At 63.6% G+C, this 18,989-nt stretch carries 23 protein-coding genes; 17 read left to right on the plus strand and 6 right to left on the minus strand.

Translation table 11 applies throughout. The annotated features are described in order from the left end of the window. Positions 1-129: 129 nt before the first annotated feature. From FJW08_RS00915 to FJW08_RS00925, 3 genes are read left to right on the plus strand one after another with little or no spacing between them, the layout of a single operon-like run. Positions 130-1,155: a LacI family DNA-binding transcriptional regulator gene (locus FJW08_RS00915; RefSeq protein ID WP_140756975.1), complete on the plus strand. Its 1,026-nt coding sequence runs from the start codon at positions 130-132 to the stop codon at positions 1,153-1,155. Beyond that, complete coding sequence (locus FJW08_RS00920) at positions 1,152-1,451, plus strand: hypothetical protein (RefSeq protein WP_140808170.1); 300 nt, start codon at positions 1,152-1,154, stop codon at positions 1,449-1,451. Before FJW08_RS00915 ends, FJW08_RS00920 begins: the two co-directional genes overlap by 4 nt. 31 nt (positions 1,452-1,482) lie before the next feature. Continuing rightward, positions 1,483-2,391, plus strand: a complete 909-nt coding sequence (locus FJW08_RS00925) for an MBL fold metallo-hydrolase (protein ID WP_140808171.1) — start codon at positions 1,483-1,485, stop codon at positions 2,389-2,391. On the opposite strand, the gene FJW08_RS00930 is transcribed toward FJW08_RS00925, so the two are convergent. Continuing rightward, positions 2,388-3,284 carry a LysR family transcriptional regulator gene (locus FJW08_RS00930; protein WP_140808173.1) on the minus strand — a complete coding sequence of 299 codons (897 nt, stop codon included), beginning with the start codon at positions 3,282-3,284 and terminating at the stop codon, positions 2,388-2,390. The two genes, FJW08_RS00925 and FJW08_RS00930, sit on opposite strands and share 4 nt — an antisense overlap. Before the next feature lie 266 nt (positions 3,285-3,550). On the opposite strand from FJW08_RS00930, the gene FJW08_RS00935 reads away from it, so the two are divergent. The 5 genes from FJW08_RS00935 to FJW08_RS00950 all read left to right on the plus strand — a co-directional run bounded on the left by FJW08_RS00935 (position 3,551) and on the right by FJW08_RS00950 (position 6,427). Then, positions 3,551-4,285 carry an SDR family oxidoreductase gene (locus tag FJW08_RS00935; protein WP_140808392.1) on the plus strand — a complete coding sequence of 245 codons (735 nt, stop codon included), beginning with the start codon at positions 3,551-3,553 and terminating at the stop codon, positions 4,283-4,285. Positions 4,286-4,385: 100 nt separating this feature from the next. Next, the gene (locus FJW08_RS00940; RefSeq protein ID WP_140808175.1) at positions 4,386-4,985 is read left to right on the plus strand and encodes an NAD(P)-binding domain-containing protein; all 600 of its coding nucleotides are present in this window, start codon (positions 4,386-4,388) and stop codon (positions 4,983-4,985) included. 3 nt (positions 4,986-4,988) lie between these two features. Further along, positions 4,989-5,243 carry an SRPBCC family protein gene (locus FJW08_RS32800; RefSeq protein WP_224589904.1) on the plus strand — a complete coding sequence of 85 codons (255 nt, stop codon included), beginning with the start codon at positions 4,989-4,991 and terminating at the stop codon, positions 5,241-5,243. Positions 5,244-5,345: 102 nt separating this feature from the next. Continuing rightward, positions 5,346-5,492 (plus strand): hypothetical protein, encoded by a 147-nt coding sequence (locus FJW08_RS32805; protein WP_224589905.1) that lies wholly within the window; start codon positions 5,346-5,348, stop codon positions 5,490-5,492. Positions 5,493-5,614: 122 nt separating this feature from the next. Beyond that, positions 5,615-6,427 carry an SDR family oxidoreductase gene (locus tag FJW08_RS00950; protein WP_140808176.1) on the plus strand — a complete coding sequence of 271 codons (813 nt, stop codon included), beginning with the start codon at positions 5,615-5,617 and terminating at the stop codon, positions 6,425-6,427. A gap of 39 nt (positions 6,428-6,466) precedes the next feature. Here FJW08_RS00950 and FJW08_RS00955 read toward each other — a convergent pair whose 3' ends face one another. Both FJW08_RS00955 and FJW08_RS00960 read right to left on the minus strand, forming a co-directional pair. Beyond that, the gene (locus FJW08_RS00955) at positions 6,467-6,613 is read right to left on the minus strand and encodes a hypothetical protein (protein WP_181182802.1); all 147 of its coding nucleotides are present in this window, start codon (positions 6,611-6,613) and stop codon (positions 6,467-6,469) included. Next, a complete protein-coding gene (locus FJW08_RS00960) occupies positions 6,610-7,053 on the minus strand; it encodes a helix-turn-helix domain-containing protein (RefSeq protein ID WP_140756963.1) in 444 nt (147 codons plus the stop codon). Before FJW08_RS00960 ends, FJW08_RS00955 begins: the two co-directional genes overlap by 4 nt. Positions 7,054-7,186: 133 nt before the next feature. Here FJW08_RS00960 and FJW08_RS00965 point away from each other — a divergent pair, with 133 nt between their 5' ends. Continuing rightward, the gene (locus tag FJW08_RS00965; protein WP_224615221.1) at positions 7,187-7,714 is read left to right on the plus strand and encodes a hypothetical protein; all 528 of its coding nucleotides are present in this window, start codon (positions 7,187-7,189) and stop codon (positions 7,712-7,714) included. A 289-nt stretch (positions 7,715-8,003) separates the two neighbouring features. Here the strand turns inward: FJW08_RS00965 and FJW08_RS00970 are convergent, their stop codons facing one another. Continuing rightward, positions 8,004-8,906: a GNAT family N-acetyltransferase gene (locus FJW08_RS00970; RefSeq protein WP_140808396.1), complete on the minus strand. Its 903-nt coding sequence runs from the start codon at positions 8,904-8,906 to the stop codon at positions 8,004-8,006. Between the two features lie 230 nt (positions 8,907-9,136). Between FJW08_RS00970 and argE the strand changes: the two genes are divergently transcribed. The 6 genes from argE to FJW08_RS01000 all read left to right on the plus strand — a co-directional run bounded on the left by argE (position 9,137) and on the right by FJW08_RS01000 (position 15,711). Further along, positions 9,137-10,261 (plus strand): acetylornithine deacetylase, encoded by a 1,125-nt coding sequence (argE, locus tag FJW08_RS00975; RefSeq protein ID WP_140808178.1) that lies wholly within the window; start codon positions 9,137-9,139, stop codon positions 10,259-10,261. A gap of 13 nt (positions 10,262-10,274) precedes the next feature. Then, a complete protein-coding gene (locus FJW08_RS00980) occupies positions 10,275-11,198 on the plus strand; it encodes a glyoxylate/hydroxypyruvate reductase A (protein ID WP_140808180.1) in 924 nt (307 codons plus the stop codon). Positions 11,199-11,221: 23 nt separating this feature from the next. Further along, positions 11,222-11,575 (plus strand): cupin domain-containing protein, encoded by a 354-nt coding sequence (locus FJW08_RS00985; protein WP_140808182.1) that lies wholly within the window; start codon positions 11,222-11,224, stop codon positions 11,573-11,575. A 143-nt stretch (positions 11,576-11,718) separates the two neighbouring features. Further along, on the plus strand, positions 11,719-13,182 hold the full coding sequence (locus FJW08_RS00990; RefSeq protein WP_140808184.1) for an aldehyde dehydrogenase: 1,464 nt from the start codon (positions 11,719-11,721) through the stop codon (positions 13,180-13,182). A 10-nt stretch (positions 13,183-13,192) separates the two neighbouring features. Then, positions 13,193-14,236 carry a tartrate dehydrogenase gene (locus tag FJW08_RS00995; protein WP_140808186.1) on the plus strand — a complete coding sequence of 348 codons (1,044 nt, stop codon included), beginning with the start codon at positions 13,193-13,195 and terminating at the stop codon, positions 14,234-14,236. 17 nt (positions 14,237-14,253) lie between these two features. Next, entirely contained in the window at positions 14,254-15,711 is a 1,458-nt protein-coding gene (locus tag FJW08_RS01000) for an NAD-dependent succinate-semialdehyde dehydrogenase (RefSeq protein ID WP_140808188.1), read from the plus strand. Between the two features lie 39 nt (positions 15,712-15,750). Here the strand turns inward: FJW08_RS01000 and FJW08_RS01005 are convergent, their stop codons facing one another. After that, positions 15,751-17,025 carry an FAD-binding oxidoreductase gene (locus FJW08_RS01005; RefSeq protein ID WP_140808190.1) on the minus strand — a complete coding sequence of 425 codons (1,275 nt, stop codon included), beginning with the start codon at positions 17,023-17,025 and terminating at the stop codon, positions 15,751-15,753. Between the two features lie 16 nt (positions 17,026-17,041). Further along, positions 17,042-17,710: a haloacid dehalogenase type II gene (locus tag FJW08_RS01010; protein ID WP_140808192.1), complete on the minus strand. Its 669-nt coding sequence runs from the start codon at positions 17,708-17,710 to the stop codon at positions 17,042-17,044. Between FJW08_RS01010 and FJW08_RS32270 the strand changes: the two genes are divergently transcribed. Together FJW08_RS32270 and FJW08_RS01015 are read left to right on the plus strand one after the other, a co-directional pair. Further along, positions 17,709-17,849 carry a hypothetical protein gene (locus FJW08_RS32270; RefSeq protein ID WP_181178383.1) on the plus strand — a complete coding sequence of 47 codons (141 nt, stop codon included), beginning with the start codon at positions 17,709-17,711 and terminating at the stop codon, positions 17,847-17,849. The genes FJW08_RS01010 and FJW08_RS32270 overlap by 2 nt on opposite strands. Before the next feature lie 179 nt (positions 17,850-18,028). Further along, on the plus strand, positions 18,029-18,868 hold the full coding sequence (locus FJW08_RS01015) for a GNAT family N-acetyltransferase (RefSeq protein WP_140808194.1): 840 nt from the start codon (positions 18,029-18,031) through the stop codon (positions 18,866-18,868). Positions 18,869-18,989: the final 121 nt, after the last annotated feature.

Raw genomic sequence — 18,989 nt, forward strand, 5'->3', positions numbered from 1 at the left:
TTTTTCCGTAAACGTTTACGAGAACACACCCGAAGGCGTAGAATGTCAATCGGCAGCCCACGAAAATCGTCGTTGCGCCTTGGCCCGGGCGGCCACCGGTGCTAGCCAAGCATGGGGAGAAACAGTCACTTGGCGTCCAGCATTCACGACCTTGCCCGTCACCTGAACATTTCGATCGGCACGGTATCGCGGGCGCTGAACGGTCGCGCCGACGTCAATGCCGACACGCGCCAGCGCGTGCTCGAGGCGGCCAGGGCTCTCAACTATTCGCCGAACCAGTCCGGCCGCAGTCTCAGGCAAGGCGCCACTCGTTCGATCGCCTTCATGCTGCAGCCGCATCCGGGCGACCAGGAATATGGCGAGCCGTTCTTCATTCCGTTCCTGACTGGGTTGCAAGGCCGGCTCGCCGAAAGCGGGCTTGACCTGATCGTGGTGATGGGCGCGCCGGGCGACTATCAGCAGGAGCGCCTGCGGCGTGTCGTCGAGACGCGTCGTGCCGACGCGGTGGTGCTGGCCTGGACGCGGCGCGAGGACGAACGCATCGACTATCTCACCCAGGCCGGCTTCCCCTTCGCCACGCTCGGTCGCAGCCGTTCCGGCGACAAGACCTATCCCTCGCTCGATCTCGATTTCGAAAAAGCAGGCGCCGACGCGGTCGACCGGCTGGTGGCGCGCGGCCATCGCCGCATCGCCGCCATCCGCCCATCGCTCGATCTCAATTTCGGCTATCTGTTCGTCGACGGCTATCGCAAGGCCTTGCGCAGGCATGGCATCGCCGTCGATCCCGGTCTGATCGCCGACGGCTTCATCAACGAGGCCGGGGGCTACGAAGTGACACCGCGGGTGATGCGCTGCAAGGACCCGCCGACCGCCATCATCTTCAACAATGACGCCATGGCGCTTGGCGGCTGCAAGGCGCTGGCCGAGATGGGCATCAAGCCGGGTCACGACATGGCGGTGACCGTCATCGTCGACACGCCGCTCTGCCGCTATTTCTCGCCGGCGCTGACTGCTTTCCGCCCGGCGCTGCAGCCGATGGGACGGCGGCTCGCCGAAATGCTGCTGGCGTCGCTTCCTGCCTTCGCCGGCGCGGAGGGCCCGCGCATCATGCGCGAGGTCTGGCCGCTGGAGCTAATTGCGCGCGATAGCGATTGATCATACTGATCCCGGTGCAGATCGAGGCCGCGGGCGATGACCGGCTTCACGTCATCACCTTTGATCATGAAGGAGCGGGCGGCTCGGATCTCACTGCCTATGGTCCGGCGCGATATGCGACCCTCGGTGCCGAATTCACTCACGCTCATTCTTTGGAACGAGGCAGCCAGCGAGGCATGGTAGCAAGTAAGGCGACGTCCTTCCCACCGGCGATCTCGGCCAGCAAGTTCGCCGACAACCGTTGCGCCAAGCCGGTTCGCGAAATCTATCCAGGACCGCTCTTTCGCCCGCTTTGAGGTCTCGTTGCCCGTGAGGTAGACTGCTCGCATGACCTTCAGGCTTGTCTTCCTTGGCACCTCGGCCAGCGTGCCCTCGGCCGAGCGCAACCACCCGGCGCTGCTCATTGAAGCCGGCAGTCAACGGGTGCTGGTCGATTGCGGGGAAGGCACCCAGCGTCAGCTTCTGAGCAGCGGCGCCGGATTCAGGCGACTTGATCGCATGCTCCTCACGCACGCGCATTTCGACCATGTGCTCGGGATTCCAGGCTTGTTCTCGACGCTTCGGCTCCGGCAGAGCGAGGACCTTGTGACCATTCATGGCAGCGCCGACACTCTCGACGTCGTCGCCCGCATGCTCGCTGGCCTTTGGGGTGAGGGACGCGCGCCGATCCCGCTGCAACTCGTGCCGCTTGTTCCCGGACGCGTGTTCGAGGTGGATGAGTTCACGGTCGACTGCTTTCAAGTTCGCCATCGCGACACCGACAGCTACGGCTTCATCTTCGAGACGCCGGCGCGTCGTCACCTCCGCCCGGACCGCTTGGTGGCTCTGGGCGTGCCAGCCGGTCCGATCCGGAAGGACCTGGCCGAAGGCCGCTCGATTTCTCTCCCCGACGGCAGAATGATTGCACCCGAAGCCGTCCTCGGACCACCCGAAGCTGGCAAGAAACTGATCATTGTAGGCGACGTCGAAACCATCGATGGATTGGCCGACCAGGTGAGCGGCGCCGACCTGCTGGTCATCGAAGCCACATTCCTGGAACGAGATGCAACGATGGCGCGCGACTACGGACATCTGACAGCTGCGGAGGCAGCTTCGCTCGCAGCGACCAGCGATGTAAAGCAGCTCGTTCTTACCCACATCTCCGGCCGCTATCGCGACGAAGAAATTCTCGCGGAAGCCGTCCGGACATTTGCGAACAGCCTTGTCGCGACGGATTTCATGACCCTCACCGTCTAGTCCCGCGCTATGGACAGCCCCGCGAGAAGTGGAGCGTATGCGGCGAGCCTGCGGGATACGAACTCCGTGAGGAGCCGCACGCGCTTTGTCTTGCGTGTCTCCCCCTGCGTGAGAAGCCAGAGCGTTCCATACATATGCAGGTCGGTGCCCGGCACCCTCGCCAGCAGGGGGTCGGCATCTCCGACGAAGCACGGCAGCGTCGTGATCCCGAGCCCTTGCCGTACCGCAACGATCTGCGCCGCGCTGTCCGTGGTCCTGAACGGAACCCCCGTGGTGCGAACCTCACCCTCGCGGGCCCAATCCGGAATTCCATGAATGCTTATGACGATCCACCGGATGGGGTCCCGCGCCCCCGCTCGCCACGCAGCCAGTAGATCGCGGGACATGTAGACGCCGCCGAGCAGCTCCGGTCCTTTCAGGCCGTGAAGATTGAGCGGCAGGGTTTTGCGGTCGTAGACGACGCGGATCGCCACGTCGGCCTCTCGATTGGTCAGATTTGCCAGTTCGCCGGCCGACAGGATTTCCATCTCGATGTCCGGATGCAGACGCGCGAAATCGGCGAAATCCGGCATCAGCAGGTGTGTCGCGAGGGGCGGTGCCAGCGTCACCCGCAGAAGCCCGCGCACGCTCTCGTCGCGCCCGAAGACGCGCGTCTCCAGCAAGTGCGACGACGCTTCCATTTGGTCCGCGAACTCGAGGACCTCCTCGCCCGCAGCCGTCAGGCGGTAGCCCGAAGGCAGCTTTTCGAACATCTGCGCCCCGAGGCGTTCCTCAAGTTGGGCGACGCGTCGCAGCACGGTCGAGTGGTTCACACCGAGGCGCTCGGCGGCGGCCCGCACCGAGCCTCCACGCGAGACGGCAAGAAAGTGGCGAATGTCATCCCAGTCGATCATGGTGCAATCCCGCACCGCGTGGTGCGCTTTCCAAAGTCCGTATCGAACGCATCGTACAGCAGTACGGCCGCCATCATAGCTTAGATCGACGAGCGCGACCCAATTCCGAACGACTGATACCGATCGTCGCGGCCGGCGTCAGTCGCCCAGCCGGATCGATTTTGCACCACCGATGTGCGCGCTTCCGCACTCAACAACTGACGCCGGCGGACCCATTTCGAGGTTCTCGGAGGCAGATGCTGTCCGACATCACAAAAGGGGAAGTCATGGGAAAGCTAGACGGTAAAGTTGCAGTCGTCACGGGCGGATCGAGCGGCATGGCGCTGGCGAGCGCCAAGCGGTTCGTCGAAGAAGGCGCCTACGTTTTCATCACGGGCCGGAGGCAGGAGGCGCTGGACGAGGCCATCAGGCTGATTGGCCGGAACGTGACCGGCGTGCGCGGCGATGCCGCCAATCTCGACGACCTCGACCGCCTGTTCGACACGGTCAAGCGGGAAAAAGGCAAGATCGACGTCCTGTATGCGAGCGCCGGCACGGGCGAAGCCGTCCCACTGGGCGAGATTACCGAGCAGCATTTCGATGCGACCTTCGGCCTGAATACGCGCGGCACGCTGTTCACGGTTCAGAAGGCGTTGCCGCTGTTCAACGATGGCGGATCGATCTTCATGACCGGATCAGTGGCTTCGCTGAAAGGTTTTCCTGGTTACAGCGTGTATGCGGCGAGCAAGGCGGCGTTGCACGCATTCGCACGCGGGTGGCTCAACGAACTGAAGAGCAGAAATATCCGGGTGAACGTGCTGCACCCGGGGCCGATCGCCACACCGATGCAGGACCAAGTTCTCACCGAGGAGGCGAAGCGGATGTTCGAATCCCTGATCCCGCGGGGAAGGATGGGGCGTCCCGAGGAAATTGCGGCGGCCGCGCTGTTTTTGGCTTCAGACGATTCGAGCTTCGTGAATGGGCTGGAGTTGTCTGTCGACGGAGGATTCTCGGCGATCTGAAATCGCGCCGGATCGCGGGAAGCGGCTGATCGGCGGGAACAGACAACCCGGTGCCGTTGAGAGCCGGGGAACCAATATCAACATGGATCGGAGAAGTATCATGAGCTATGCGATTGTAGGATTCGGTAAGATTGGCCAGGCCCTCGCCCACGCCTTCGCCCGTAAAAACATCGAGGTGGCCGTCGCGAGCCGCCGGCCGCCCGAGGCGTTGGCGCCGCAGGCTGGGGCGATTGGACCCACGGTCGTCGCCAAGTCGCTGCGGGACGCGCTCGAGGCCGACACGATCATCTTGGCGGTCCCGTTCGGCGAGCATCGCGAGGTTGCGAAGGCCCTGCCGAGTTGGAAAGGCAAGACGGTCATCGACGCGATGAACGCGTTAGTCCCCCCTGAGGAGTTGGACGGTCTCCCGTCCTCCGCCTTCGTCGCGAAGGCGTTCACCGGCGCCAAGTTCGTGAAAGGCTTCAATCACCTGATTGCGGCCACTTTGGCTGCCGATCCGATCGTCGAAGGCGGGCACCGGGTCGTCTTTCTGTCGAGCGACGACGAGGACGCGATCGTTCCCGTGGCGGCCTTGGCCAAACAACTCGGGTTCGCACCCGTCAAGCTGGGAAAGCTCAACGAGGGTGGCGCGCTGGTGCACGCACGCGGCCGCGTTTGGGGCCAGCTCATCTTCCAGGATTTGTTCAAGAAGGAGCAGTAATCGATGTACGACCGTGTGATTTGGCCCGAGAAGTACGATCCCAAAACGCCGGCCATCTATGCGCTCAATGACATCGACGCGAAGGCGCCCCCTCAAGTGGTATGGAGGCTGCTGGCCCACGCCGAGAACTGGTCGAGCTACTTTCCTGCCGAGGATCAGGTCAAGATCCTGACCGGTGAGCCGGAACTTGCGCTCGGAGCCAAATACAGCCGGGTGACGGTCGGATTCCCGATGAGTCTGGTCGTGACGGAATGCTAGCCCTTCCGCAGGCTTGCATGGGCGACGACCGTCGATGGCGACGAGACCGGCTCGAGCGCGTACCACGGCTGGGTCATCACTCCCACGAGCGATGGTTGTCATGTGCTGACCGAGGAGACACAGCAAGGCCCCCGGTTCCTCGAGGAACTCGGACGCAAGCATCCCGGTGCGCTCTACCGCTATCACCAGAAATGGGTCGAAAGCCTCGCCCGCGCGGCGGAGGCGGATGTCGCGAAAAAGGCAGGTTAGTGCATTTGTCCTGAAGCCTGGGCCGCACGGGCCAGGTTTCAAGGCTCTCGGTCGAGGGGAACGATGCGCTTCAGCGCATCGATCGCCTTAGCCGCTCACAACAACAACAGGAGATGAATGACATGAATATCAAACTCAAGGGCCGGACGGCGATCGTCACCGGGTCGACGGCAGGCATCGGCCGCGCCACCGCGGAGGGTTTAGCTCGCGCCGGGGCGTCGGTCGTCATTAATGGCCGTGGGAATGCCCGGGTCGACGAGGCGGTGCGGCAGATGCGCCAGTCTTTCCCGGACAGCGAGATCTCCGGCGTCGCCGCCGATCTGTCGACCGCGGAGGGCGCCGACACATTCTTCGCGCAGGCGCCCGACGCCGATATCCTCGTGAACAATGTGGGTACGGCTCACATCCGGGACTACAACGGCGTCGAGGACATCGCGAAGATCCCCGACGAGGACTGGCTTGGCCTGTTCCAGCTGAACGTGATGAGCGGCGTGCGCATGACGCGTCACTACGTGCCGCGCATGGTGGCGAAGGGCTGGGGCCGCGTCGTGTTCGTGAGCAGCGAGTCCGCGGTCAACATTCCCAAGGAGATGCTCGACTACGGCATGACCAAGACCGCGCAACTCGCGATCTCGCGCGGTCTTGCCGAGGCGGTCGCGGGCACGGGTGTCACCGTCAACGCCGTCCTGCCGGGACCTACCCGGTCTGAGATCCTGGGTGACTTTATGGCGAAGCAGGCTGAGGCAAACGGAACCATGCAAGAGGAAGCCGAACAAGGCTTCTTGAGGACTATGCGTCCGACCACCCTCATCCAGCGTTTCGCGACCACCGACGAGGTCGCCAACATGATCGTCTATGTGTGCTCGGAGCAGGCCTCCGCAACCACTGGCGCGGCTCTGCGCGTGGATGGCGGCGTGATCCGCTTCGTCGCCTAAGCGTCTAGCCTCGCCCGGCAGCGGCGGTGTCGGTCTGTGTCAACAGCCATGCAAACAGTGCCAGCGACGTAACACCAGGCGCGAGCCACCACCCGCCCTCCCTTCGCGAACCCACGTCCAGAAGCTGAAACAGCCGGCGATCTCGAAGAACGCGGCGGCGAGATAGACAATCGCGGTTTTGATCACCGGCGCTTCCTTCGACCTGTAAGGGGCGCGTCGCCGGACACCGGCTCCGCCATGTCCTTGAGGATCACGCAGTCCGGTCCTGGGCCTCCGCAGCAGATTGCATCGCAGCGTTCGATGAAATCGGCCAAGGTGCGTTCCAGTCCTTTCAATTCCACGACCTTCTCGCGTACCGCGCCGAGATGAACCTGCGCGATGGAGCGCGCCTCCATGCACGACCGGTCACTATCCTCCGTCAGCTTGACCAGCGAGCGGACCTGTTCGATTGGAAATCCGAACTCGCGACATTGCCGGACGAAAGCCAGCCGTCTGCGGTCGGGCTCGTCGTAGGTCCGTTGGCCGCCGGCACGCCGTGCCGGAACAGGTAGCAGCCCGATCTCCTCATAGTAGCGGATAGTGGGCGCGTTCGTGCGGGTTCGCTGCGCGAGTTCGCCTATTTTCATGACGTCGGCTCCTTGTTCGAAAGGACTTGAACCTCAAGCTACTTGAGGCCTTATGTTCTGGCTAGAACCGATCGCCAGGAGAGGGAACGAGAATGAAACCGCACGAAGCCCTGGCCGGCCATCGAGCCGATCGTTGTCGCTGCGCTTATCGCGCGATAGCCGCCGAGCGATATTTGACACTCGAAGGAGGAAGTCGATGACAAACACTAACGCCAATGGCCGCTCATGGCGGAGAGCCATCGGCATCGGCGTGGTCATTGCGGTGATTACAGCCATCGTGATGCTTGCACTGACAGCTGCCGGCGCATCGCCTTTTCCAAAACCACCTTCGCTGGCTTTCGCGGAGACCTTGTTGGGCCGGTCGCTGCCGTTGCCGGTAGGCTTGCTGTTCCACGCCGCCTACGTGACATTCTGGGCGGTGATCTTCGTACGCTATTTTTCGCGGCGCGATCTCACGACGGCATTGGCGCTCGCCGGAGCACTTTGGCTGGTGATCCTTGTGGTCTTCTTCCCGTTCGTAGGGTGGGGGCTTGCAGGATTCAATGTCGGTCCGAAACTTATTCCGGCGTCGTTCGTGCCGCACTTGGTGTTCGGACTATTGCTCTGGGGACTGGACAAATATCTGCCACACAAAGCCTTGCGCACTTCGCATTCCAGTTGAACTGCGGTTGTTTCAGCAAATGCGTCGTTCGACGACTATCGATGTCTATCGCTGAGCAGCACTTTCCTGGAGCCCGCTACAACGCCGAGCGAATGCCGACATGAAGACCGTCAAAAAGTTACGCTTCTGATTTTAAAGAGAAAATCGTCGCAAAAAATTTAGGGGTTTCACCAACTATCGGAGACGGTCGGTTGATTTCCAGACCTCGGAACGTTTGGCTGCGCCCCGACGCCGCCTGCAAAAATACCGTCAGCTTAGGCAGCCGCGACGGCCCGCATCCTCGGCTGACCTATCCGAGAGTTTGACTGGCCAGAGCATAAGTTACCGGTGTAGCCGCACCGTCGACCGCAAAATCGACGAGGCGTTTGCCCATCGACATGGTCAGTACGGTGTCGAAGACCGGCATTCCGCTGTGCGCCAGAAAGGCGGCGAATTCGCCGCTTCCCATATGCGTGTCCACCCGGAGGAAACTGCCCGAATGATCGGCGATGTGCGGCCGGACCACGGCGATGGCATCGGTATCTCGCTCCGCTAGGACCGGACCGATGACATGGCCGCGGCCGAAGGGCCGGCAGAGAGCGAAGGCCTTGAGCGCCCCCTCGTCGAAGAGCCCGTAGCCAACAGATTGTTCGAACAGCTTTTCGACAAGTGCCGCTCTATGCACCCCGAAACCGACCGCATCGAGCGCGATGATCGCCGGCAAGTGCTCGGCCACCAGCCGACGCACCTCGCCACACTCCCTGTCTATTCCAGCCGCCGTGGCGGCGCGGGCAATCCCATGGCAGTGATAGACGGTCTTCTCCGGCTTGAAGTCGAGCGAAAGATAGAGCCGCTTTGCCGCCCGGGTCGCATTGAGGCGCAAGTTGCGCCCGACCACGTTGTCGAAGACTCGCTTCATCAGCCACTGGCCGGCTCCCAGCGTCTGCAGCCGCGGCGAGGTGATGACCATCCCAACGGTCGCGAAATCGTCGCCATGCGGGAACCACATGGCCGAGCCGAGCACCCGGCCGATCTCGTCGAGCGCAACGAACCCCCGTCCCGATTCGCGCAGGAATTGCCAGTCCTCGGCGCGATGCGGCCATCCCACGGATAGAGAGTGCGCGTGCAACCGGTCGAGTTCGACGCCTTCGATATCGCCGATCCGCATCGAGAAGGCATCGATTTTCAAGCTTCCGGACGGCTTCAATTCCATGCCTCTGAAAGACCGCGTAACGAGTGACACACAGGCCACCCATGCTCCTGCCAACGCTAAAACAAACCATCGATACGATTTGCTAGAAAGCCGCACATCAACGCAAGATTCAACTGAAACACTTCCGCTTTCGGCACGCAATCGCGAAAGAAGCCGCACATCCTCTTTCGAATTGTTGCAGCTTATGGTCGACGGCACCAATCGGCGCACCCAAATGTTTGAGGGCAGGAATGGACGTCTTCGATATCCTCGACCGCCTCGTCGCCTTTCCATCGGTCGCCGGCAAGCCAAACGATGACATCGTTGGCTGGATCGAGGCCTATCTCGCGGAAAAAGGAGCGAAGGTAACCCTGCTCCCAGGACCGGAAGGCGACCGCTCCAATCTTTTCGCAACGATCGGCCCCATCGACGTCCCGGGCTACATCTTGTCCGGCCACATGGACGTCGTTCCCGCTGGCGAGCCGCAATGGACCTCTGCTCCTTTCACGCTGCGCCCGGACGGCGAACGCCTTTACGGACGCGGCACCACGGACATGAAGGGGTTTCTTGCCGCGGCGCTCGCGGCTGTATCTCATATGGCGGGCCTGCGCCTTGCCAGGCCGATCCACCTCGCCTTCTCCTACGACGAGGAGATTGGGTGCCGCGGTGTGCCGCATCTCATCGCCCGGCTTCCCGACCTTTGCGCAAAGCCGCTCGGCGTGATCGTCGGCGAGCCGAGCGGCATGCGCGCCGTGCGTGGCCACAAGGGCAAGGCGGCCGCCCGCGTGATTATCAAGGGGCGCTCGGGCCATTCCTCCCGGCCCGATCTCGGGCTCAACGCCATCCATGCGATGTCCGAAGTGCTCGCCGCTGCCGTGAGTGAAGCCGAGCAGCTGACGCATGGTCCTTTCAACCCTGTCTTCGAGCCAGCCTATTCTTCGCTGCAGGCCGGCGTGATCGCGGGCGGACGGTCTGTCAACATCATCTCCGACAGCTGCACGCTGGACCTCGAGGCGCGTGCCATACCCGGTGTCGACCCTGCCAGCCTGCTCGCGCCGGTCAAGGCGCGGGCCGAAGCACTCGCGGCCGGAGGCTTTCGGATAGAGTGGGCGCCAATGAGCGCCTATCCGGCGCTATCGCTGCCGCAAGACGCGAGCCTGGCGGCACTGCTGGGCGAGTTGACCGGCGAAGCGCCGCTTGCCGCCGTCAGCTACGGCACGGAGGCCGGGCTCTACCAGGCTGCCGGCTTCGACGCGATCATCTGCGGCCCGGGCGACATTGCCCGCGCCCACAAGCCGGACGAATTCATTCTCGCCGGTGAACTCGCCGCCTGCCAGCGGATGATCGAAGCGCTGGGTGTCCGTTGCACGGCCTGAAGGGGAACCGGAAATGACATTCCTGTTCAATTCCGATGCGCGGCGCGGCGCGGTCTTCGCCGACGCTTTCGCCAAAGAATTGCCGGACATCCCCTTCGCGATTGATGCTGGGACAGTCGATCCCGACACCGTGCGTTACCTGATCACCTGGACGGTGCCGGAGAACCTCGCCCGCTACAGGAACCTGGAAGTCCTGTTTTCAATCGGCGCTGGTGTCGACCAGTTTCGCCTCGAGGCGGTGCCTGGGAAGGTGAAGATCGTGCGCATGGTCGAGGAGGGCATCGTGCGCATGATGCAGGAGTATGTAACGCTGGCCGTACTTGCCCTGCACCGCAACCTGCCGGCCTATCTGGCGCAGCAGCGCGCCGGCGAATGGCGTGACGTCCTGCAACTCCAGGCCGGATCGCGCCGGATCGGCGTGCTCGGCCTTGGGCAGCTCGGCCAGGCCGTCCTTGACCGGCTGAAGCCCTTCGGGTTTCCCCTCGCCGGCTGGAGCCGCTCGCCGCGGCAGATCGAAGGCGTGACCTGCCATCACGGCGAGATCGGGCTGGAGAGGATGCTCATGGCCAGCGACATATTGATCTGCCTGCTGCCGCTGACCGAGGACACCCGCAGCTTCCTCGATGCCGACCTGTTCGCGAAACTGCCCGAAGGCGCGGCGCTCATTCACACAGGTCGGGGGCCGCAGCTCGACCACGCCGCGCTTGTCACCGCACTCGACCGCGACCGCCTTTCAGCGGCGATGATCGACGTGACCGATCCTGAACCCCTGCCTGCGGACCATCCGTTCTGGTCGCATCCAAAGATCATCCTCACCCCGCATGTCGCCAGCGTCACCCAGCCCGTGACCGCCGCACGCGCCGTCATCGACAACATCAGGCGCCACCGCGCCGGTGTCGAGCCGATCGGGCTCGTCGACCGGTCGCGCGGTTATTGAAGTCCAACTAGAAGGCCATCCTCATGTCGCTGCTCAAAACCGTCGATACCAACCCAAGCTTTTCGCCACGTGAATCCAAGGCGCTGCCTGAGCGGCTGATTGCCGGCGACCCTGCCTTCAAGACCTGGGCGCAGGACGTCGCCAAGAACGACCTCGTCCATACAGGCGTCTGGGAAGCGACCCCAGGCGAAACGCGCTCGATCAAGGGGGAGACATTCGAGTTCTGCCACATCCTCTCCGGCGTAATCGAAATCACGCCCGATGCCGGCGCGACGATGACCTACCGCGCCGGCGACAGCTTCGTGATGAAGCCTGGCTTCACCGGTATTTGGAAAACGATCGAAACGGTGCGCAAGATCTACGTGACCGTGGGATGACAGGATCCGAGCGAGGCCCGCGCGGAAGATTTTGCCGTCCCCCGGACCCAGCACACAACATTCGTCGGTGGCGGAACGCCGAACAGCGCATGCTGCGTGCCGGCACGCGCTAGGCTCCTGCCGATGCCGCAGAGTGGTTGTCGATGAGCCTGAGCTTCGATCCCGATACGATCCCCCTTCCCGTCGGCCATTTCATCGGCGGGGAGTTGATCTCGGCTGGGGGCGGGATCGAGATGCGCCGCCCGTCGGACGGCAAATCCTATGTTGCCTGTCCCGTGGCCGGCATAGACATGGTCGACCGTGCGGTGGAGAGCGCCAAGGCGGCACTGAAGGCCAGCAACTGGGGCGGCGTCCGGCCGCGTGAGCGCACCAAGGCACTCCAGGCCTGGGCCGATCTGATCGAAGCGGAAGCGGCAACGCTGGCCAGGATCGAGGCGCTGTGCTCGACCCGACCCGTCGGCCAGCTTGTCGCCGGCGACATCGCCATTACCGCCGAGCAGATCCGTTTCTTTGCCGAATTCGCCGACAAGGAAGGCGGCGACTTGGCGCCGACCGACGACGGCAGTCTCGGCATGATCATGAGCGAGTCCTATGGCGTGGTCGGCGCGATCACGCCCTGGAATTTTCCCCTGTCGATGGCCGGGTGGAAGCTCGGTCCGGCATTGGCGGCGGGCAACGCGGTTGTGCTGAAGCCCTCCGAGATGACGCCGTTCTCGACCGTCTACATCGCGCAGCTCGCTGTCAGGGCTGGCCTGCCGGCTGGGCTCGTCAACGTGGTCCTGGGCGATGGTCCGACGACCGGCACGGCGCTGACCGGTCATCCCGACATCGCCAAGGTCTCCTTCACCGGCTCGACCCGCGCCGGATCGGCCATCATGGAGAATGTCGCCCGCACCGGCGTCAAGCCGTTGACGCTGGAACTCGGTGGCAAGAGCCCGCAGCTCGTCTTTGCCGATGCCGATCTCGACAAGGCGGCCATCGCAATTGCCGGCAGCGTCACGTTCAACGCCGGCCAGGCCTGCGTGGCCGGCACGCGCCTTATCGTCGAGAAAAGCGTCGCCGAAAGGCTGACGGCCGCTATCCTGGGAAAGATGAAGGCGGTGCGGCCCGGCCCGACCTGGGATGCGACGACGCAGTACTCCCCCATCATCTCCGAACGACAGCGGGCGCGTATCGACGGCATCGTGCGGGCAGCGGTCGAGGCAGGCGGCGAATGCCTGACCGGCGGCAATGCCATGGACCACGCCGGCTATTTCTACGAGCCGACGCTGATTGGAGGTGTCGACCAGACCAATCCTGCCATCGTCGAGGAAATCTTCGGCCCAGTCCTGACCGTCCAGACCTTCGAGAGCGAGGAAGAGGCGCTGGCGCTGTCCAGCCATCCGACCTACGGGCTGGCTTCCGGCCTGTTCACCTCCGACCTGTCCCGCACCATCCGCTTCGCGCGCAAGCTCGAGGCGGGCACCGTCTGGGTCAACCGTTACAGCCGCTCGCGCGACCATATCCTGCCGACCGGCGGCTACAAGCGCTCCGGCATCGGCAAGGACCTCGGCCGCGAGGCCTATCTCGCCAATCGCAGGACCAAGAGCGTCCTGATCAGCCTCTAGAGAGATGCCGATGAAGTCCTATTCGATCGCCCTGATCCCCGGTGACGGCATCGGCCGCGATGTGACCGGCGCCGCCTGGTCTGTGCTGGATACGGCGGCCAGGCACGCAGGCTTTGCCCTGGCCGGGACCGATTTCCCCTGGTCCTGCAAGTTCTACAAAGACACTGGCCGTATGATGCCGGAGGACGGCATCGAAACCTTGCGCGGCTTTGACGCCATCTTGCTCGGCGCGGTCGGCTGGCCGATGGAGGTGCCAGATTCCGTCTCGCTTCACGGCCTGCTGCTGCCGATCCGCAAGGCATTCGTGCAATATGCCAACATCCGGCCGCACCGCCTGCTGCCGGGTGTGACGGGGCCGCTGCGGGCCGAGAGCTTCGACATTTTGTGCATTCGTGAGAACACGGAAGGCGAGTATTCGGGCGCCGGCGGGCGTGTGCATCAAGGCACTCTGGACGAGGTCGCCGTGGAGACCTCGATCTTCACCCGCGCCGGCGTCGAGCGCATCCTGCGCTTCGGTTTCGAGCAGGCGCGGACACGGCGCGGCAAGCTGGCCTCCGTCACCAAGTCCAACGCCCAGAAATACTCGATGGTGTTCTGGGACGAGATCACGCGAAAGCTGGCTGCGGAGTACTCTGACGTCGTTGTGACCAGCTATCATGTCGACGCGCTGGCCGCGCGCATGATCATGGCGCCGGAGAGCCTCGACGTGGTCGTCGCATCCAACCTGTTCGGCGATATCCTCACCGACATCGGCGCGGCGATCCAGGGCGGGCTCGGCTACGCCGCCTCCGCCAACATCAACCCCGACCGCTCGGCGCCGTCCATGTTCGAGCCGGTGCACGGCTCCGCGCCCGACATCGCGCATCTGGGCATCGCCAACCCGATCGCCACCATATGGTCCGGCGCGATGATGCTGGAACATCTCGGCGAAACAGCCGCCGCTGGCCGCATCATGAAAGCCATCGAAGCGACAACCGCGCGCGGCATTGGCACCACTACTGGCAAAGACAGAACGGAGACCATCGCGGCCGCCGTCGTGACAGCACTCTCCTGATTGCAAGGTCGTTTTCGATGAAAAGCCTGAAAGACAAAAGTCTCTTCCGCGAAGCCGGCCTGATCGACGGTAAGTGGGTCGCTGCCGGCTCCGGCAAAACGGTCGATGTGCTCGACCCGGCGACCCAGTCGGCGATCGGCACGGTGCCCGACATGGCCGGTGCGGAGACCCGTGCGGCGATAGAGGCCGCGGCTTCCGCCTATCGGGACTGGAGGAAGAAGACCAACGCCGAACGCGCGACGCTCCTGGAAGCATGGCATGGCCTGATGCTGGCGCATCTTGACGATCTGGCGCTGATCCTCACGACGGAACAAGGCAAGCCCCTGGACGAGGCCAAGGGCGAGATCCGCTACGGCGCATCCTTCGTCAAATGGTTTGCCGAGGAAGCGCGCCGCATCAACGGCTACACCATCCCCTCGCCCACATCAGACCGCCGCATCATCGTGCTGAAGGAGCCGGTCGGCGTTTGCGGCATCATCACGCCGTGGAACTTTCCCAACGCGATGATCACCCGCAAGGTCGCGCCGGCGCTGGCCGCCGGCTGCACGGTGGTGATCAAGCCGTCCGAGTTCACGCCCTATTCGGCGCTGGCGCTCGGCGTGCTCGCCGAACGGGCCGGCATACCCGCCGGCGTCATCAACATCGTCACCGGCATGCCGGCCGAGATCGGCAACGAGATCATGGCGAACGAGACGGTTCGCAAGATCTCCTTCACCGGCTCGACGCGGGTCGGTTCGCTGCTCATGCGCGGCGCGGCCGACAGCGTGAAGCGCTTGAGTCTAGAACTCGGCGGCAACGCACCCTTCATCGTTTTCGACGACGCCGATCTCGATCTCGCCGTCGAGGGCGCACTCGTCTCGAAATTCCGCAATGGCGGCCAGACCTGCGTCTGCGCCAACCGCATCCTTGTCCAGGCCGGCGTCTATGAAACCTTCGCCGCGAAGCTCACCGCCCGTGTCAACGCCATGACGGTGGGGCCCGGTACGCAGCCCGGCATCGCGATCGGGCCGATGATCAACATGGCGGCGGTCGAGAAGATCAACCGCCACGTCGAGGACGCGCTCGCCAAGGGTGCCGAGATCATCACGCAGAAGCCGGCTTTGCCGGAGGGCCTGCAATATGTCGCGCCGCTGGTGCTGACCGGCGCCACGAACGAGATGCAGCTTGCCGACGAGGAGACCTTCGGCCCGGTCGCACCGCTTTTCCGCTTCGAGACGGAAGAGGAAGCGATCGCGCTGGCCAACGGCACGCCCTACGGGCTTGCCTCTTACTTCTACACCGAAAATTTGAAACGCGCCTGGCGCGTCGGCGAAGCGCTGGAGTTCGGCATGGTGGGCTTGAACACCGGCTCGGTCTCGATGGAGGTGGCGCCCTTCGGCGGCGTCAAGCAGTCCGGCCTCGGGCGCGAAGGCGCGCAGGCGGGCATCGAGGAATATCTCGAGATGAAAAGCTTCCACATGGGCGGGCTCAGCTGAGGCAATTTGGCTAAAGCCCGGCCCCGCCCGGACAGGAGATCATTGAATCCGGTCGAGCGCCTTGTAGTAGAGGCCGACCATCGGCAGGAACCAAGGCTTGCCCGAATAGCCCGGGATGGCCGGCCACTCGAGTCCTTTCAGCGGATTGCGGTCGTCGCGGCCAAGCATGGCATCGGCCATGACCATGCCGAGATGGGTGGAAAGCTGCGCGCCGTGGCCGGAATAGCCCATCGCGTACCACACCCCGTCATGGTAGCCGGCCCGCGGAAAGCGGTCCTTGGTCATGTCGACCAGCCCGCCCCAGCAATAGTCGATCTCGACCCTGGCGAGTTGCGGGAAGATCGTGGCCAGGCTTGCCTGCAATATCTGGCCGCTCCTGGCGTCGGAGCGCTGGTCCGATGTCGCCGAGAAGCGTGCGCGGCCGCCGAAGATCAGGCGATTGTCGGGCGAAAGCCGGAAGTAGTTGCCGATGTTCATCGAGGTCACGCAAGTGCGGTTGCCCGGCATGATCGCGGCGATCTCCGTGTCGCTCAACGGCCGCGTGGCGATGATGAAGCTGCCGACGGAGATGATCCTGCGGCGGAAATAGCCGAAGTCAGGCGTGGTATAGGCGCCGGTCGCCACCAGCACATTGTCGGCGCTGATGCGGCCGCGCGACGTGGTCAACTCATGCCTTTTTCCCACCTGCTTGCGATCCGTCACCGCCGCGTTCTCATGGATAATTGCGCCGTGACGGGCAGCCGTCGTGGCCAGCCCGGCCACATAGCGGCCCATATGCATCATGGCGCTCTTCTTCGACAGCATCGCGCCATGGAAAGGCGAACCGATTTCGGATTTCAGATCGTCTACCGACAGCAGCGCCGTGTCCGGATCCACCTCGGCATGGAGGGCTTCGAAGTTACGGGCGATCGATGCAAAATGCTGCGGCTTGGAGGCGAGCTTGAGCTTGCCGGCGCGGCGGAAATTGCAATCGATGCCCTCCTCGGCGATCAGCGCCTCGATGGTATCGACGGAGTCGTCCAGCGCCCGGTAGAGCGCGATGGCGCGGTCCTTGCCGAGCTCCGCCTTGGCCGAGAGGTAGCTATGGGCAAGCCCGTTGTTCAGATGCCCGCCATTGCGCCCGGATGCCCCCCAGCCCACGCGCTCCGCTTCCAGCACCGCCACCTTGGCGCCGGCCTTCGCCAATTGGAGCCCGGCGGCGAGACCGGTGAAGCCGCCGCCGATGATGGCGGCATCGTAGTGCCCCTCGACCGGGCCTTGCGTCGCGCCGGAAAATACGGGGGCTGTGTCGTGCCAGTAGGAGACCAGCTTCATCGGCAATCCGCCTGTTTTAGAGACCGACCACGCCTGGAAGGCCCGAAATGTCCGATATCTCGACATAGCCGTAATAGGGGTTGGCCGGTTCGTGACCGCGATTGACCCAGACCTTGTTCTTGATGCCGAGATCGTGCGCCGACATCAGGTCGTAGCGGAACGAGGACGAGCAGTGAAGAATGTCCTCCGGGCCGCAGCCCAGCCTATCGAACATGTATTCGAAGGCCTTGAAGCGGGGCTTGTAGGCCTGCGCCTGCTCGGCCGTATAGACGGCATGGAAGGGCGCGCCGAGCTTCTCGACGTTGGACATGATCTGCGCATTCATGGCGTTGGACAGGATGACCAGCGGAATTTCCTTTGCGACCTTTGCCAAGCCGGCCGGGACATCCGCGTGAGGCCCCCAGGTCGGCACACGCTCATAGACCAGCCTGGCGTCATCGGGGCTGAAGGCAACGCCATTGCGCTTGCAGGTGCGCTCGAGCGCGTTGTGGACGACGTCGGCATAGGGCTTCCAGTCGCCCAGGATCTCGTCGAGCCGGTACGCCGCGAAGTTCTTGATGAACTCCTGCATGCGCGGCTCGTCGAGCCGGCTGCCATAGAGATCGCGCGCCGCTTCCGCCATCTGGAAGAAGGTCAACGTGCCATAGCAGTCGAAGGTGATATATTTGGGCCTGAAAGAAGCCATGTCCGTCGATCTCCGGTGGAAGCACTTCCGCGTTGGGACGTATTTCATCATAGGCTGGCAGGCGGCGAGCCACCTGACCGAAATAGCCTTCCCGAAAGCAGAAAGTTTCGTATCCGCCTGCTGGTTTGGCACGCTGTAGCATCCCGACGGTCAATGGGCCTGCCTTCCTCGACCTGAAACGCATCCGCCACGGGCGGCGCCAGCACAAGATGCGGCGCACCGCTTACGCTACGGCGAAAGATGTCGCCGAAGCCAGCGCCTTCAGACGATCTGCGGCGCGCCGATGGTCGAGACTTACGGCAGACGGAAGGATGCCTCATGCCGCAGGAAGAGATCGAACTCCGAGCGTTCGGGCCGGACCATATCGAGGGCGCGGTGGCGCTTTCGCGTCAGGAGAACTGGCCGCATCGTCCGCAGGACTGGCAGATGGCGTTGCAACTCTCCAGCGGCGCGGTCGCGCTCGGCGACCACGGCCAGGTCACCGGGACCATCCTGGTCACACCCTATGGCGATGAATGCGCGATGATCAACATGGTGATTGTCGACAGGAATGTGCGAGGCAAAGGGCTCGGTCGCCGGCTGATGGAACAGGCCTTCGCCCTTGCCGAAGATCGTCCGCTGCGACTTGTCGCGACGCGGGATGGCATGCCTCTCTACGAGAGACTGGGCTTTGTGCCCTCCGGCACGGTCGTGCAGCATCAGGGCCATGTCGCGGAACTCGATGCGCCTGCCGGGGTGGAGGCCGCGGCCACTGTCGACCTGGCGGAAATCAAGGCGATGGACCGCGACGCCTATGGCGCGGACCGCAAAGCTCTGATCGATGCGCTTGCCGAGCGCGGGGAATTCGCCGTCGTCCGCCGCAATGGCGCCATCGAGGCCTATGCGGCGATCCGCCCATTTGGACGCGGCGAGGTGATCGGCCCCGTGATCGCCGGAAGTGTCGAGGACGCCAAGGGCCTGATCAGCTTTTTCGCCGCGTCGCGCCCCGGTGCCTTCCTGCGCGTGGATACCGACAGCAGGAGCGGCATCGCCGATTGGCTCACGGAAATCGGCCTCGCACATGTCGGCGGCGGCGTGACCATGGACCGTCCGTCCAGGCCGGACGCGGCACAGGCGCGGCCAAAAGTTTACGCACTCGCCAACCAGGCGCTCGGCTAGAGCCGGATGATTTCGGATCGAGTCGATCCGAAGTCTGAATCCGGCTCTAAATCAAAGGGATAGGGCATGATGTCGTCCGAAAACCGCTTCACACTTTTCGGCATCATGCTCTAGCTGGAGG

The organism is Mesorhizobium sp. B3-2-1 (assembly GCF_006439515.1).
Lineage (GTDB): Bacteria > Pseudomonadota > Alphaproteobacteria > Rhizobiales > Rhizobiaceae > Mesorhizobium.